Below are 14,601 nucleotides of genomic sequence, written 5' to 3'. Positions count from 1 at the left end.
GGACAGGGAATCCATCCGGCGCAGGGACCGTGTGGCCATAAACAACTCTCCAGGCAATGCCCATGGAATATTCATAGCCTTCCTGTGCATTTTTATGCAAGGGCAATCGCATCAAGCCCTGCCTGGGCATCGCGCAGCGCCGTGCGTAGCCCCTCCTCGATCACCGGATGGGTAGAAGGGCATTTGCAGCATCTGGGCAATGGTCAGCCCCTGCTGATGGCTCCAGGCCAATAGATGGGCCAGATTCTCCGCGCGCGGGCCTATCATCTCCGCGCCCAGGAAACGGCCGCTCCCCTTGTCGGCATACACATGCAACAAGCCCTTGTTGATGCCCATCACCCGGCTGCGGCCCTGGTCCTCGAAACTGGCCTCGCCAACCACGAACCCGTCCTGCGGCAGATCCGCGAAGCGGCTGCCCACCATCATCATCTGCGGCTCGGAAAACACTACCGCGATGGTGGAGCGGCGCAAGCCTGCCTTCACCTGCGGGTAGGACGCCGCGTTGTCGCCGGCAGTCCTGCCCTCATCCGCCGCCTCGTGCAGCAGCGGCAGGATGTTGTTGGCGTCGCCTGCGATGAACACCGGAGCATCGCCGCATTGCAGGGTCTGGGCGTCGAACAGCGGCACGCCCGCCTGGTCCAGCGGCAGGCTGGTGTTCTCCAGCCCCAGCCCGCGCACATTCGGCGCGCGGCCGGTGGCGGCCAGCACGTAGTCGAACTGTTCGGTCTCCTCCTCGCCGTCCAGCGAGACAAAACGGATCTGCGCCTTGCCCTCTGCCTGCCCCATCTCCAGCACCTTGGCATCGGGGTCCAGATAGAATTCCTCGCCCAGCGCTTGGCGGGCATAGTCGCGCACCGCAGGGTCGCTCAGCGGTCCCACGCCGCCGCGGGCGCCGAATACCTTCACCCGCACACCCAGCCGCGAGAGCGCTTGGCCCAGCTCAAGGCCGATCACCCCGGGGCCGAACACCGCCACGCTTTGCGGCAGGATTTCCCAGTCGAACACGTCGTCGTTGACGATCAGACGGTCGCCGAAGGCCTTGAACGGCGGCGGAATCACCGGCACCGAGCCAGTGGCGATCACCACCCGCTTGGCTTGCACCAGCGTGTGCTCGTCCACCTGCAAGGTGGTGTTGTCGATGAAGCGGGCGTAGCCGCGCAGTTTGTCCTGCTCGGGAATGCCATCCACCCCCTTCACCACGAAACCGACGAAGCGGTCGCGCTCGCGGCGCACCCGGGCCATCACTTCGCGGCCATCAATGCGAATCCGCCCATCGACATGCACGCCGAACTTATCGGTATGGCCGGCATGATGCGCGGCTTCGGCGGCGGCGATCAGCAGCTTGGACGGCATGCAGCCGACTCGGGCGCAGGTGGTGCCGTACGGACCTCCCTCGATCACGATGGCGGAGGCGCCGCCCGCCTTGGCGGCGCGGTAGGCGGCCAGGCCGGCGGTGCCGGCGCCGATGACGGCTACGTCGATATGAATGGTTTGCATGGCATTATCCTTGTATCTGGCGGGGATGCGGCACGCCACGCCGCGCATAGCGTCCCGCATCCCGGCAAAAAGGCGGCCGGCAGGAGTACCGGCCCAAAAAACCGGCGGCGTCAGGGCCCGAGCCGCCGGAAACGAACACCTTACTTGGCGAAGCGCTTTTCCACTTCGTCGGCCGAGCCGATCAGCTGGCCGTTGATGAACACCTGCGGGGCGGTCATCTTGCCGGACACCGCGCCCAGCGCCTTGCCGCGGATCTTGTTGTCCAGCGGCACCTCGACGAAGTCGTAGCCGTTTTCGGCCAATACCGCCTTGGCGCGCGCGCAGTGCGGGCAACCCACCTTGGTGAACACCACCACCTGGTCCGGCTTCTTGGCGTTGGGGTTGATGTAGTTCAGCATGGTGTCGGCATCGGATACCTTGAACGGATCGCCCGGCTCCTGCGGCTCGACGAACATCTTGTCCACCACGCCGTCCTTCACCAGCATGGAGTAGCGCCAGCTGCGCTTGCCGAAGCCCAGATCGGCCTTGTCCACCAGCATGCCCATGCCTTCGGTGAACTCGCCGTTGCCGTCAGGTATCATCACGATATTGCCGGCTTCCTGATCCTTGGCCCATTCGTTCATCACAAAGGTGTCGTTCACCGACACGCACAGGATGGCGTCGACGCCGTTGGCGCGAAATGCCGGCGCCAGTTCGTTGAAGCGCGGCAGGTGGGTGGACGAGCAAGTGGGGGTGAACGCGCCCGGCAGCGAGAACAGCGCGATGGTCTTGCCGGCGAACAGCTCGGCGGTGGTCACATTCTTCCACTCGTTGTTCTCGCGGATGCGGAAAGTGACATTCGGTACGCGTTGGCCTTCACGGTTTTGCAGCATGGCTATCTCCTTGAGGTGAACAGTTGTTTGCTATCGATGGGTGAATTCTGATAGCTGATGACAAATTTGTCCAATTGATTGTCACAAGATTTTCGATTGTCTTTTTTAATGACCCTTCCACGCGCTGGGCAGCCCGCCGCCCGCAACGTTAAAATGCCGGCATCCGGCAACAGCCACGCTTCAACTACCATGCATATCAGCGGCCTGCACCATCTCGCCATCATCGCCTCCGACTACACGCGCTCGCGCGATTTCTACCATCGCATCCTCGCCTTGCCCGTTCTGGCGGAAAACTGGCGCGCGGACCGACAGTCATGGAAACTGGACCTGGCACTGCCCGACGGCAGCCAGATCGAGCTGTTCAGTTTCCCGGAGCCGCCGGCCAGGCTGAGCAGGCCGGAAGCCTGCGGACTGCGCCACCTGGCTTTCGCCTGTTCCGACATCGAGGCCGCGCACCACCGTCTGACGGAGCAAGGCGTAACGGTGGAGCCGATCAGGCTGGACGAATACACCGGCGGCAGATTCTTCTTCTGCGCCGACCCCGACCAGCTGCCGATAGAGTTTTACCAGGCGGCCCGGAACCAGCCGCAAGACGAGAAACAGCCATGACGGCGGTGATCGCCTTCATATTTCCGCATTGGCTGTCATAGTGAATTATCGCCGCGCCGGGCGCGCAAACGCCCTGACGCCGTTCCGCCGTCCAGACGAAGAGCCGGCGGAAACCCACCCGAAAAAACGGAATGCATATGAAAGTCCTGAATTCTCCCGCCCGCCTGGCAGGCCTGCTGATGGCCGTCGGTGCCGCCGCGCCGGCCCTCGCCGGCCCCGACGACACCCTGGTAGCCGCCCGCGACGCCTTCCGCGCCAACGAAACCAGCCGCTTGGCCAGCCTCGGCGACAGCCTCCCCGCCAACTATCCATTGAAGGACTACCCCGCTTACTGGCTTGCCTGGAAAGCGCTGGAGCGCAATGATGACGCCCAGGTGCAACGTTTCCTCAACGACGTGCCGGAAGGCCTGATGCCGGAACGAATACGCAACGAGTGGGTGAAGAAACTGGGACTGCGCGAAAACTGGACCGCCTTCGCCGCCGAGTGGAAAAAGCTGCCGGTGGAGGCCCGCGACGAGGAGTCCAGCTGCTACGGCCAGCTGATGGGGCTGCACCAGGGACAGAAACCGGAAGATCTGGACCGTTTCCTTGAGGGCAAACCGGCGCCGGATGGCTGCAACCGCCTGATCGAAGGCGCGTACGCGCGTGGCTTGCTCAGCCAGGAGTGGCTGTGGCGGCGCGCCCGGCTGCTGCTGGCCGGCAACTTCCTCAGCCAGGCGCGGCAGTTGGCCGCCGACACCCAGCTGCCGCTGGACAACGCCGCGCTGAACAAGCCGGCCAACGCCAACCTGGCAACCGACGGCGGCCAGGAGGCCGCGCTGTTTGAAATCGAGCGCAAGGCCAAGACCGATCTGGACGGCGCCGCCGCCAGCCTGTCCCGGATGGAGAAAGACCTGGACCCCGCTCGCAGCGGCTTCGGCTGGGGCCAACTGGCGCTGCTTGCCGCCCGCAAGCAGCAGGCCGGCCAGGCGCTGCAATGGTTCGACAAGGCAGATCCGCGCCAGCTGACCGCCGACCAATGGGAATGGTGGGCGCGCTCCGCGCTGCGCCTTGAGCAATGGACCCAGCTGGACGCCATCATCCGCCGCATGCCGGCGGCAGTTTCGGCCAAGCCGGCTTGGCGCTACTGGCAAGCCCGCTCGCTGCAGCAGCAGGGAAAGCCGGCTGAGGCCGCGCCATTGTTCAGCCAGGCCAGCGTCGGCCACAGCTACTACGCGCTGCTGTCTCTGGAAGAGCTGGGCAACTCGCTGTCCGCCTCCGCCAGCAAAACCACCCCCACCAGCCAGGATCTGGACAAGATGAAGTCCGACCCGGCCATCCGCCGCTCACTGGCCTTGCTGTCGGTGGCGGAGATCTACACCAAGCCCGAATTCCGCACCGATGCCCAGCGCGAATGGCGCTGGGCGATGCGCGGCCGCAACGACATGGAGCTGCTGGCGGCGGCGGAGATCGCCCGCAAGGAAGGCTTCTACGACATGGCCATCTACAGCGCCGAGCGCACCAAGGAAGAGCACGACTTTTCCCTGCGCTACCTGACTCCGTACCGCGATGTCACGCAGAAATACGCCCGCCAGCTGGATATCGACGACGCCTGGGTATACGGCCTGATCCGCCAGGAAAGCCGCTTCATCACGATGGCGCGCTCCGGCGTGGGCGCCTCCGGCCTGATGCAGCTGATGCCGGCCACCGCCAAATGGGCGGCCAAGAAGATAGGCCTCACCCATTTCGCGGTCAACGACATCGAAACCAATGTCCAGCTGGGCACCTGGTATCTGCGCTACGTGCTGGACAACCTGTCCGGCAACCAGGTGATGGCCACCGCCGCCTACAACGCCGGTCCGGGGCGGGCGCGCAACTGGCAGGCGGACCGCACGCTTGACGGCACCATCTACGCCGAAACCATACCGTTCAGCGAAACCCGCGACTACGTGCAGAAAGTGATGGCCAACGCCGCCTACTACTCCAGCACCTTCGGCCATGCCAACATCTCGCTGAGAAACCGCATGGGCGCGATCCCGCCGCGATGAACTGAAATGAACAACGGAGCGAATATGTCCGCACAAAAGATCTGCCTGATAGGCGGCAGCGGCTTCATCGGCCGCCATCTGGCCGCGCAACTGACCACCCTGGGCCATCCCATCACCGTCGCCAGCCGCAAGACATCGCTGCCTGAGCTTCTGGTGCTGCCGTCAGTCCGGCTGGTTTCCGCCGACATCCATGATCCGGCGCAACTGGAAGCGCTGATCGCCGGCCACGACGCCGTGGTTAGCATGGTCGGCATCCTGCACGGCAGCCGCGCACAGTTCGAACAGAACCATGCCCGGCTGGCGGAAAGCATCGCCGCCGCCTGCGAGCGCCAGCGGGTGCGCCGCCTGGTGCACATCAGCGCGCTGGGCGCAGCGCAGGACGGCCCCAGCGACTATCTGCAGACCAAGGCCCTGGGCGAACTGGCGGTGGAAAGCAGCGCATTGGAATGGACCATATTGCGGCCGTCGGTGGTGTTCGGCCACGACGACGCCTTCCTCAACCTGTTCGCCGATCTGCAAAAGCGCCTGCCTCTGCTGCCCCTGGCCGGCGCCGCCAGCAAGATGGCGCCGGTATGGGTGGAAGATGTGGCGCGCGCGGTCTGCGAGAGCCTCGCGCGGCCGGAAACCATAGGCCGCAAGCTGGACTTGGCCGGCCCCGAGATTTACACCTTGGCCGATCTGGCCCGCCTCACCGGCCGTTGCAGCGGCCATCCCCGCCCGATCCTGGCGCTGCCGGACAGCCTGGCCATGTTGCAGGCCTGCCTGATGGAGCACCTGCCCGGCCCCACGCTGATGAGCCGGGACAATGTCCGCTCGCTGCGATGGGACAATGTCAGCGACCAACCCTTCCCCTCCGGGCTGCTGGGCTTCGCGCCCACGGCGCTGTCGGCGCTGGCGCCGGACTGGCTGGCTGGCCGCGGCTACAATTACATCGCCTCCCGCTACCGGGAAAAGGCGGCGCGTTAAAATGGACATTTATATCGTCGGCGGCGCGGTGCGTGACCGCCTGCTGAATCTGCCGGTCAAGGACCGTGACTGGGTGGTGGTGGGCGCCACCCCGGAACAGATGCTGAATCAGGGCTTCCGGCCGGTAGGCAAGGACTTTCCGGTATTCCTGCATCCCGACACCCAGGAGGAATACGCGCTGGCGCGCACCGAGCGCAAGATCGCCAAGGGCTACCACGGCTTCACTTTCCATACCGCCAGCGACGTGACGCTGGAACAGGACCTGGCGCGGCGCGACCTCACCATCAACGCCATCGCCGAAGCCGCGGACGGCAGCCTGACCGACCCCTACCATGGCCAGGCCGACCTCAGGGCCGGCATCCTGCGCCACGTCAGCGCAGCCTTCGCCGAAGACCCGGTGCGCATCCTGCGGCTGGCGCGCTTCGCCGCCCGCTTCGACTTCGCGGTGGCGCCTGAGACCATGGCGCTGATGCGGCGGATGGTGGACAACGGCGAAGCCGACGCGCTGGTGGCGGAGCGGGTATGGCAGGAACTGGCCAAGGGCCTGATGGAAGACAAGCCGTCGCGGATGATCCTGGTGCTGCGCGAATGCGGCGCGCTGGCGCGGGTGCTGCCCGAGGTGGATGCGCTGTTCGGCGTGCCGCAGCGCGCCGACTATCACCCGGAAATAGATTGCGGCGACCACACCATGCGGGTGCTGGACTATGCCGCGTCGACAAGCCAGCCGCTCGCCGTGCGTTTCGCCGCCCTCACCCACGATCTGGGCAAGGCGCTGACGCCGCCCGACGTGCTGCCGCGCCACATCGGCCACGAAATCCGCGGCACCAAGCCATTGGGCGAACTGTGCCAGCGCCTGCGAGTGCCCAGCGACTGCCGCGATCTGGCCCATATCACCATGGTGCACCACACCAAGGTGCATCAGGCGCAAGAGCTGCGCCCCGCCACCGTGCTCAAGCTGTTCAAGGACTGCGACGCGCTGCGACGCCCAGACCGTTTCCGCCTGATGCTGGATGCCTGTCTGGCCGACGCCCGCGGCAGGCTGCATTTTGAGACCGCCGCCTATCCGCAAAAGGACTACCTCAACGACATGTTGGCTGCTACGCTGCAGATTGATGCCGGCGCCATAGCCGCGGGCTGCAGCGACAAGGCCGCCATTCCCGCCACGCTGGATGCGGCGCGGACCGCCATCATCGCCAACTGCAAGGAGCAATGGGAGGACCGCTGATGGATGCGTTCTACCGTTTGCCGGCCACGCTGATGCGCGGCGGCACCAGCAAGGGGCTGTTCATTCGCGCCGATGCGCTGCCGGAAGACACCGAGCTTTGGCAAACCATGCTGCTGCGCGCCATCGGCAGCCCCGACCCCTACGGCCAGCAGATGGACGGCCTGGGCACCGGCTTCGCCGGCAGCAGCAAGGTGGTGATCCTCAGCCCTTCGCGCCGCGACGACTGCGATATCGACTGCCTGTTCGGCCACGCGGCCATCTCCGAAGCGCGGATGAACTGGTCCGGCAACTGCGGCAACCTCAGCGCCGCGGTCCCGCTGTTCGCCGTGATGGAAAAGCTGGTGCGGCCGGAGGACGGCGTGGCCACCATCGCCATCTGGCAGGCCAATGTCGGCAAGCGCATCCTGGCCGAGCTGGAAATCTTCGATGGCCAGCCGGTATGGCAAGGCGACTTCTTCATCGACGGCGTCGCCTTTCCTGGCGCGCCGATCCGGCTGCGCTTTCTCGACCCCGCCGGCGGCAGCTCCGGCGAGCTGTTCCCGTCCGGCCGCCTGATAGATGAACTCAGGCTGCCCGATGGCAGCCATGTCGAGGCTACATTGGTGGACGCCGGCAATCCCACCGTGTTTGTCCGGGCGCGCGACTTTGGCCTGAAGGGATGCGAAACCGCGGCGCAGATAGCGCTGGCCACGTTGCGACGGCTGGAATTGGCCCGCGCCACCGCCGCGGTGGCGATGGGGCTGGCCGAAGACATTTTCGCCGCGGAACGCGAACGTCCAGCCATCCCCAGAATCAGCTTCCTGTCGGCTAGCGGGGAGGCCGACTGCCAGCTCAACGCCCGCATCCTGTCGATGGACAGGGTGCATCACGCCTACACCGGCACCGGGGCGATTGCGCTGGCCTGCGCCTGCGCGGCGGAAGGCACCTTGCCGGCGGAGCTGGCGGGAGGCGCGGTGCGCGGCATGCCGCTCACCTTCAGCCACGCCAGCGGCAGACAGACATTGGAGGCCGTGCTGGGCCGTGACGAGCTGGGATGGTCGATCAGCGAAGTGGTCATGACCCGCACCGCCAGGCCTCTGATGCGCGGAGAAGCCTACATCCCGCTGGCCTGACGCCATTCATTGCGGGTGGATTGACCATTTCCGCCACTTCAAGCCGGGTTTGCGGCGAAGCGCCCCGCTCCTGCGAAACAAGCTCGCACTGACTCCCTTCGACTCGATTAAAAAATTGCAGAATAGTTCCATGTTCATTTTTTTATTTATAATTGTAAAATTTTGACCATTACAATCAGCTTTGAAACAAAATCGGCTGCCCCGCAGCCCGTACTGGAAAACCAAACACCCGATGTCATCCGCTTTACATTTCGCCGTCGACAATCTGATCAGCTGGCCCCCGGCCGCGGATGCCGGCAGTCAGGCAAGCCATCCGCCGCTGGAGCAGGTGCCCGCCATGCAACGGCGGCGCATGAGTCCTTTGTGCAAGGCCGCCCTGCATGGCGCGTTTGGCCTGGATGAAGCCGGAGATGACATACCCCTGGTCTTCGCCTCCCGTTTCGGCGACATGTCCCGCTCGATAGAACTCTTGCGGCAGCTGAGCCAGGGCGAGGCCCTGTCGCCCACCCAGTTCAGCCTGTCGGTGCACAACGCCATCGGCGCGCTGCACGGCATACTAGCTGGCCACACCGGGCAGTACACCGCTATCGCCGCCGGCGCGGAAACCGCAGAGGCCGCGTTTTGCGAAGCGCTCGCCATGCTGAGCGACGGCGCGCCGTCGGTGCGGCTGATTGTTTACGATGCGCCGCTTCCCGCCCCCTATCAGCATGCCGAGGCCGCCCCCCCCGACCCACTGGCCTGGGCCTGCCGTGTGCGCCGGGCCGCCAGCGGCCTGAGCCTGCGCGCCGCGCCGGCCACGGCCGACGCCGACAGTCCGCGGCTCTGGCCATTCCTGAACGGCTCCGCCGGCCATTACATTCATCATTGCGGCCAGAGCGACTGGCACTGGATCCGCCATGGCTGAGCGCTGCAATTACTTGTGGCGCCTGATGGCAACCGCCGTGGCCTTCTCCGTGTTCGGGCTGGGCGGCGTGCTGTTTTCATTGATCGTATTTCCACTGCTGACGCTGCTGATCCGGCAGCCGGCGCGCCGGATTGCCCTGTCGCGCCGGGTGGTCCAGCTGAGCTTCGCCGCCTTCATCCGGTTGATGCGGGCGCTGGGCATCCTGAGCTACCGGATCGTCGGCGCGGAAAAGCTGCGCCGGCCCGGCCTATTGATCCTGGCCAACCACCCCACGCTGATAGACGTGGTGTTCCTGATCTCCCTGCTGCCCAACGCAGACTGCATCGTCAAGTCCTCGCTGGCGCGCAACCCCTTCACCCGCGGCCCGGTGCACGCCTCCGGCTACATCTGCAACGACTCCGGCGAAGGACTGATCGAGGATTGCATACGTTCGGTCCGAGCTGGCAACAACCTGGTGATCTTCCCGGAAGGCACCCGCACGCCGCTGGATGGCGGCTTCAAGCTGCAGCGCGGCGCCGCCAATATCGCCGTCCGCGGCCATTGCGCCATTACGCCGGTCACCATAAGCTGCGAACCCCGCAGCCTGGCCAAAGGCGTTCCATGGTGGAGCATTCCATCGCAGCCGATGCGCTTCACCATCGAGGTGCTGGACGACCTGCCCGTCGCCCCCTTCCTCGAAGGGCAGAACGAAGCCATGGCCGCCCGCGGATTGACCCGCTTCTTGCACGACTTTTACCTGACAACATCGAGCCTTCATGCAAACCCTGGAATTTGAGATCAAAAACCTGCTGATCACCTCCCTGAATCTGGAAGACATCACGCCTGAAGATATCGCCACCGACGCGCCGCTGTTCGGCGACGGTTTGGGCCTGGACTCCATCGACGCGCTGGAGCTGGGTCTGGCGCTGCAAAAGCGCTATGGCATCACCCTGTCCCCGGATGGCGAGGAAACCCGCCGCCACTTCGCCAGCATCGCCAGCCTGGCCAGCTTCGTCGCCAGCGCGCGCAAGCTGTAACCACCACCATCCGAGACTGCCCCATGACCAAAGACGAACTCTTCGCGCGCCTGAACAAGGTATTGCAGGACACTTTTGAAATCGACGCCGACGCGATCCATCCCGACGCGCGGCTGCGCGAAGACCTGGACATCGACAGCATCGACGCCGTAGACCTGATCGTCCAGTTCCGCCCGCTGGTAGGCAAGCGCCTGCAACCGGATGTGTTCAAGTCGGTGCGCACGCTGCAGGACGTAGTGGACGCGCTGCACGGCCTGATGCAGGAAAACGACTGAGCGATGTCCGGCACCGTACTGGCCAGCCTGCTCACCCTGTGTTACCCCTTCCTGATCTACTTCGGCCAGGGGCGGGTGGAGCCGCGCCTGCTGGCGGGCTTGCTGGTCGGCATCGCCCTGCTGCGCGCGTTCAGCACGCGCCAGGCGGCCTGGTACTGGGCTGCCGCCGCCACCTTGCTGCTGGCGGTCTTCAGCATGCTGGGCAACGGCCTGCTGCCGCTCAAGCTTTACCCCTTGCTGGTCAACGCCATCCTGCTGGCGGCGTTCGCCGGCAGTCTGCGCTTCGGCCCGCCGCTGATAGAACGTCTGGCCCGGCTGACCGAGCCGGCGCTGGACGAGCGCGGCGTACGCTACACCCGCACTGTCACCCAGGTATGGTGCGGCTTTTTCATCGTCAACGGCAGTCTGTCGCTGGCCACCGCGCTATGGGCCGACAACGCCGTCTGGACCGCCTACAACGGCTGCGCCTCCTATCTGTTGATGGGCGCGCTGTTTGGCGGCGAATGGCTGGTCCGCCAACGCGTCAAATCCCGCAATACCACACATGGCTGACTTCATTCCCCTTTCGCGACTGCTGGCCGTCGGCCGCAACGCAGACCATCCCGTTGCCAGCGACGGCGAACGACAATACCTTTTCGGCGACTTCCAACTGCGCGCCGCTCGCTGGGCCTCCAGCTTGCGGGCCCGCGCCCAGGAGGTGGTCGCCATCTATCTGGACGACAGCTTCGAATTCGCCGCCGCGCTGTTCGGCGCCTGGCACGCCGGCAAAACCGTCTGTCTGCCCGGCGACAACCTGCCGGCCACCCGCGCGGCCCTATCCGGACGCGGCATGCTGCTGCTGGACACGCTGCAAATCGCAGAGGCCGAAACCATCGCCTTCGGCGAGCTGTCCGACGATGGCTGCAAGCTGCAGCTGTTCACCTCCGGCTCCACCGGCGAACCGCAGGCGATAGACAAGAGTCTGCGCCAGCTGGCGGCGGAGACTGCCACCCTGTCCCGGCTGTGGGATGGCGCGCTGCCAACCGGCTGCCTGGTAGAGGCCACGGTTTCGCATCAACACATCTATGGCTTGCTGTTTCGCGTGCTGTGGCCGCTGGCCGCGGGCCGGCCGTTCGCCTGCCGGCGCCAGACCTTCCCCGAGAGCCTGCTGCAGGCGCTGTCCGCCGGCCCCTGCCTGCTGGTGAGCAGCCCGGCCCACCTGAAGCGCCTGCCGGACAGCCTGGACTGGGGTTCTCTGTCCGGCAAGCTGGCCGCCGCATTTTCCTCCGGCGGCCCGCTGGACGAAGCCGCATTGCAAAACAGCCTGGCCGCGCTGGGGCAGGCGCCGTTCGAGATATTCGGCAGCACGGAAACCGGCGGCATCGCCTGGCGCCGCCGCCAGGCCGATCCGGACCTGCCCTGGCAAGCGCTGCCGGGCGTGGAAACCCGCGTCGACGACGGCCTGCTGGCGATACGCTCGCCCCATCTGCCGGACAATGCCTGGCACCAGACCAGCGACAAGGTGCAAGAGCAGGATGGGGGCTTTGTCCTGCAAGGCCGCGCCGACCGCATCATCAAGCTGGAAGAGAAACGCGTGTCGCTGGACGGCGTGGAGGGCGCGCTGCTGGCGAGCGGCCTGTTCGACGCCGCGCGCCTGGTGTTGCTGCCCGGCCAGCGCGATTCGCTGGGCGTGGCGGCGGTGCCCAACGCCGCCGGCTGGCAACAGCTGGCCGCCTTGGGCCGGCGCGAATTCGCCGCCCGCCTGATCGCCGGGCTCAAGCGCAGCGTGATCCCGGAGGGCCTGCCGCGCCACTGGCGCTACGGTTTCCGCTTGCCGGCCAACGCCCAGGGCAAGACCACCCAGGCGCTGCTGCTGTCCTGGTTCGATGCCCGGCGCCCGCACGCCACCCTGCTGCGGCGCGATGAGGAGCATGCGCTGCTGTCGATAGAGGCCGCCGCCACCCTGCCGGACTTCGACGGCCACTTCCCCGGCTTCCCGCTGCTGCCCGGCGTCACCCAGCTGGACTGGGGCGTGCGCTTCGCCCGCGAACTGTTCGATCTGCCCGGCTTCACCGGCATCGACAATCTCAAATTCCAGCGCATCATTGCGCCGGACAGCACCGTGCGGCTGGAGCTGCGCTACGACCGCGCAAAGCAGAGCGTGAGCTTCTCCTTTCATTCCGACGACCAGCCGCACGCTAGCGGCAAGCTGCGCTTTGGAGCGCCGGCATGCTGATCTGCGCGGTGGTGCCGGTGTACAACCACGGCGGCGCGGTAGGCTGCGTAGTGGCCGCCTTGCGCGCGCAAAATCTGCCCTGCGTGCTGGTGGACGACGGCAGCGACGCCGATTGCGCGGCGGTGCTCGACGCGCTGGCCGCCGCCGACGAACAGGTGTGCCTGGTGCGCCTGCCGCAAAACCGCGGCAAGGGCGGCGCCATGATGGCCGGCCTGCGCGCCGCGCTGGGCATGGGCTACAGCCACGCGCTGCAGATAGACGCCGACGGCCAGCACGACAGCGGCGACATTCCCCGCTTCCTGCAACTGGCCCGCGCCCAGCCGAAGGCGCTGATCTGCGGCTGCCCGCTGTATGACGCCGACGCGCCCAAAAGCCGCCGCTATGGCCGCTACGCCACCCATGTCTGGGTATGGATCAACACGCTGTCGCTGCAGATCCGCGACGCGATGTGCGGCTTCCGCGTCTACCCGCTGGCCGCCACCGTGCCGCTGTTCGACCGGGCTAAACTGGGCCTGCGCATGGATTTCGACGTGGAAGTGCTAGTGCGGCTGAGCTGGCGCGGCATGCGCATCGTCAACCTGCCCACCCGCGTCAGCTATCCGCTGGATGGGATATCGCACTTCCAGCTGTGGCGGGACAATCTGCGCATCAGCCGCATGCACGCCAAGCTGTTCTTCGGCATGCTGCCCCGCCTGCCGCTGCTGCTGGCCCGCAAGGCGGCGCGATGAGCCAGGCGCGCCACTGGGCGGGAATCGGCGAGAACACCTTCATCGCCGGCATCGTCCTGCTGTTCTGGATACACCGCCTGCTGGGCCGGCGGCTGTTCCGCCTGTGCCTGCTCCCGGTGGTGGCCTGCTACTGGCTGAGCGGCGGCGCGGCGCGGGCGGCTTCGCTGCAATACCTGCAACGACTGGAGACGCACTGCGGCGCGCTGGGCCGCCAGCCCGGCCGGCTGGACACCTTCCGCCATCTGCTGCGCTTCGCCGACACCATGCTGGACAAGCTGCTGGCCACCGCCGGCCGCTACCCGGCCGGCCAGGTGGATATCTGCGGCGCCGACGTCGTCATCGAAGGCTTGCGCCAACAGCGCGGCGCGCTGATCGTCACCGCCCACATCGGCTGTCTAGAGCTATGCCGCGCGCTGGCCGACCAGTCGCCGGAGGTGGTGGTCAACGTGCTGGTGCACACCCGCCACGCCCAACGCTTCAACGCCCTGCTCAACCGGCTCAACCCGCAACAATCGATCCGCTTGCTGGAAGTGACCGAGGTCAACGCCGCCACCGCCGTCCTGCTGGAGCAGAAAATCGCCGCCGGCGAGGTGGTGGCCATCGCCGGCGACCGCATCCCGGTGCATGGCGACCGCATCGTGACCGTGCCCTTCCTCGGCGAAGCCGCACCCTTCCCCTCCGGCCCCTATCTGCTGGCCCATCTGCTGCGCTGCCCCCTCTATCTGATGGCTTGCGTGCGCAACAACCGCGGCTACCGCTTGCAGTTTGTGCCGCTGGCGGAATCTATCCGCCTGCCGCGCCAAAACCGCGAAGCGGTCATCGCCGAGCATGCCTCCCGCTTCGCCGGAGAACTGGCCTGCCTGCTGGCGGCCTCTCCCTACGACTGGTTCAATTTTTTCCCGTTTTGGGAGCAGAAATCCAAACAATGACTGACAAGCATCAAGATTTTGTAGTATTCGACGGCTCCTGGCTGACCCTGGAAAATATCCACGCCATCGCCCATGGCGAAAAGCAGGCCCGGTTGTCCGATGCCCCCGCCTTCTGCGAGCGCATCGAAAAAGGCAGCCGCTTCATCGATCAACTGCTGGCGGAAGACGGCGTGGTCTACGGCGTGACCACCGGCTACGGCGACTCCTGCACCGTGGAGATTCCCCC

The 14,601-nt window shown here is 66.0% G+C and carries 15 protein-coding genes and 1 pseudogene; 14 read left to right on the top strand and 2 right to left on the bottom strand.

Translation table 11 applies throughout. The features are described from left to right. Positions 1-92: 92 nt before the first annotated feature. Positions 93-1,497 (bottom strand): annotated as a pseudogene (locus BI344_RS21095) (dihydrolipoyl dehydrogenase). A 140-nt stretch (positions 1,498-1,637) separates the two neighbouring features. Continuing rightward, entirely contained in the window at positions 1,638-2,369 is a 732-nt protein-coding gene (locus BI344_RS21090) for a glutathione peroxidase (RefSeq protein ID WP_071114762.1), read from the bottom strand. A gap of 189 nt (positions 2,370-2,558) precedes the next feature. On the opposite strand from BI344_RS21090, the gene gloA2 reads away from it, so the two are divergent. From gloA2 to BI344_RS21020, 14 genes are all read left to right on the top strand, one after another. Next, positions 2,559-2,978, top strand: coding sequence for an SMU1112c/YaeR family gloxylase I-like metalloprotein (gene gloA2 / locus BI344_RS21085; protein ID WP_071114761.1), 420 nt, complete (start codon positions 2,559-2,561; stop codon positions 2,976-2,978). A 137-nt stretch (positions 2,979-3,115) separates the two neighbouring features. Continuing rightward, positions 3,116-5,005 (top strand): lytic transglycosylase domain-containing protein, encoded by a 1,890-nt coding sequence (locus BI344_RS21080; RefSeq protein WP_071114760.1) that lies wholly within the window; start codon positions 3,116-3,118, stop codon positions 5,003-5,005. A gap of 24 nt (positions 5,006-5,029) precedes the next feature. Beyond that, a complete protein-coding gene (locus BI344_RS21075; protein WP_071114763.1) occupies positions 5,030-5,971 on the top strand; it encodes a complex I NDUFA9 subunit family protein in 942 nt (313 codons plus the stop codon). Position 5,972: 1 nt separating this feature from the next. Next, a complete protein-coding gene (locus BI344_RS21070) occupies positions 5,973-7,196 on the top strand; it encodes a multifunctional CCA addition/repair protein (RefSeq protein WP_071114759.1) in 1,224 nt (407 codons plus the stop codon). Then, positions 7,196-8,308 carry a PrpF domain-containing protein gene (locus BI344_RS21065; protein ID WP_071114764.1) on the top strand — a complete coding sequence of 371 codons (1,113 nt, stop codon included), beginning with the start codon at positions 7,196-7,198 and terminating at the stop codon, positions 8,306-8,308. The genes BI344_RS21070 and BI344_RS21065 overlap by 1 nt, the downstream gene beginning before the upstream one ends. A 232-nt stretch (positions 8,309-8,540) precedes the next feature. Continuing rightward, entirely contained in the window at positions 8,541-9,212 is a 672-nt protein-coding gene (locus tag BI344_RS21060; protein WP_071114758.1) for a beta-ketoacyl synthase chain length factor, read from the top strand. Between the two features lie 25 nt (positions 9,213-9,237). Next, complete coding sequence (locus BI344_RS21055; RefSeq protein ID WP_241499431.1) at positions 9,238-9,987, top strand: lysophospholipid acyltransferase family protein; 750 nt, start codon at positions 9,238-9,240, stop codon at positions 9,985-9,987. After that, on the top strand, positions 9,968-10,228 hold the full coding sequence (locus BI344_RS21050) for a phosphopantetheine-binding protein (protein ID WP_071114756.1): 261 nt from the start codon (positions 9,968-9,970) through the stop codon (positions 10,226-10,228). Before BI344_RS21055 ends, BI344_RS21050 begins: the two co-directional genes overlap by 20 nt. Positions 10,229-10,251: 23 nt before the next feature. Continuing rightward, on the top strand, positions 10,252-10,503 hold the full coding sequence (locus tag BI344_RS21045) for an acyl carrier protein (RefSeq protein WP_071114755.1): 252 nt from the start codon (positions 10,252-10,254) through the stop codon (positions 10,501-10,503). A gap of 3 nt (positions 10,504-10,506) precedes the next feature. Continuing rightward, positions 10,507-11,055 (top strand): COG4648 family protein, encoded by a 549-nt coding sequence (locus BI344_RS21040; RefSeq protein WP_071114754.1) that lies wholly within the window; start codon positions 10,507-10,509, stop codon positions 11,053-11,055. Further along, the gene (locus BI344_RS21035; protein ID WP_071114753.1) at positions 11,048-12,718 is read left to right on the top strand and encodes an ApeI family dehydratase; all 1,671 of its coding nucleotides are present in this window, start codon (positions 11,048-11,050) and stop codon (positions 12,716-12,718) included. Before BI344_RS21040 ends, BI344_RS21035 begins: the two co-directional genes overlap by 8 nt. Then, entirely contained in the window at positions 12,712-13,446 is a 735-nt protein-coding gene (locus BI344_RS21030) for a glycosyltransferase family 2 protein (protein WP_071114752.1), read from the top strand. The genes BI344_RS21035 and BI344_RS21030 overlap by 7 nt, the downstream gene beginning before the upstream one ends. After that, positions 13,443-14,375, top strand: a complete 933-nt coding sequence (locus BI344_RS21025) for an LpxL/LpxP family acyltransferase (protein ID WP_071114751.1) — start codon at positions 13,443-13,445, stop codon at positions 14,373-14,375. The genes BI344_RS21030 and BI344_RS21025 overlap by 4 nt, the downstream gene beginning before the upstream one ends. Next, a partial coding sequence (locus BI344_RS21020; RefSeq protein ID WP_139167103.1) for an aromatic amino acid lyase occupies positions 14,372-14,601 on the top strand: 230 nt, incomplete at its 3' end. The genes BI344_RS21025 and BI344_RS21020, both read left to right, overlap by 4 nt.

The sequence above is a fragment of the Chromobacterium sphagni genome, assembly GCF_001855555.1.
In the GTDB taxonomy this organism is placed as follows: domain Bacteria; phylum Pseudomonadota; class Gammaproteobacteria; order Burkholderiales; family Chromobacteriaceae; genus Chromobacterium; species Chromobacterium sphagni.
Note: the sequence above shows the minus strand (reverse complement) of the source record. Positions and strands in the feature narration are given on the sequence as shown.

Bases quoted from the DNA above. Each gene is read 5' to 3' on its own strand.
- BI344_RS21090 (WP_071114762.1), bottom strand. From the start codon at position 2,369: ATGCTGCAAAACCGTGAAGGCCAACGCGTACCGAATGTCACTTTCCGC.
- gloA2 (WP_071114761.1), top strand. From the start codon at position 2,559: ATGCATATCAGCGGCCTGCACCATCTCGCCATCATCGCCTCCGACTAC.
- BI344_RS21080 (WP_071114760.1), top strand. From the start codon at position 3,116: ATGAAAGTCCTGAATTCTCCCGCCCGCCTGGCAGGCCTGCTGATGGCC.
- BI344_RS21075 (WP_071114763.1), top strand. From the start codon at position 5,030: ATGTCCGCACAAAAGATCTGCCTGATAGGCGGCAGCGGCTTCATCGGC.
- BI344_RS21070 (WP_071114759.1), top strand. From the start codon at position 5,973: ATGGACATTTATATCGTCGGCGGCGCGGTGCGTGACCGCCTGCTGAAT.
- BI344_RS21065 (WP_071114764.1), top strand. From the start codon at position 7,196: ATGGATGCGTTCTACCGTTTGCCGGCCACGCTGATGCGCGGCGGCACC.
- BI344_RS21060 (WP_071114758.1), top strand. From the start codon at position 8,541: ATGTCATCCGCTTTACATTTCGCCGTCGACAATCTGATCAGCTGGCCC.
- BI344_RS21055 (WP_241499431.1), top strand. From the start codon at position 9,238: ATGGCAACCGCCGTGGCCTTCTCCGTGTTCGGGCTGGGCGGCGTGCTG.
- BI344_RS21050 (WP_071114756.1), top strand. From the start codon at position 9,968: ATGCAAACCCTGGAATTTGAGATCAAAAACCTGCTGATCACCTCCCTG.
- BI344_RS21045 (WP_071114755.1), top strand. From the start codon at position 10,252: ATGACCAAAGACGAACTCTTCGCGCGCCTGAACAAGGTATTGCAGGAC.
- BI344_RS21040 (WP_071114754.1), top strand. From the start codon at position 10,507: ATGTCCGGCACCGTACTGGCCAGCCTGCTCACCCTGTGTTACCCCTTC.
- BI344_RS21035 (WP_071114753.1), top strand. From the start codon at position 11,048: ATGGCTGACTTCATTCCCCTTTCGCGACTGCTGGCCGTCGGCCGCAAC.
- BI344_RS21030 (WP_071114752.1), top strand. From the start codon at position 12,712: ATGCTGATCTGCGCGGTGGTGCCGGTGTACAACCACGGCGGCGCGGTA.
- BI344_RS21025 (WP_071114751.1), top strand. From the start codon at position 13,443: ATGAGCCAGGCGCGCCACTGGGCGGGAATCGGCGAGAACACCTTCATC.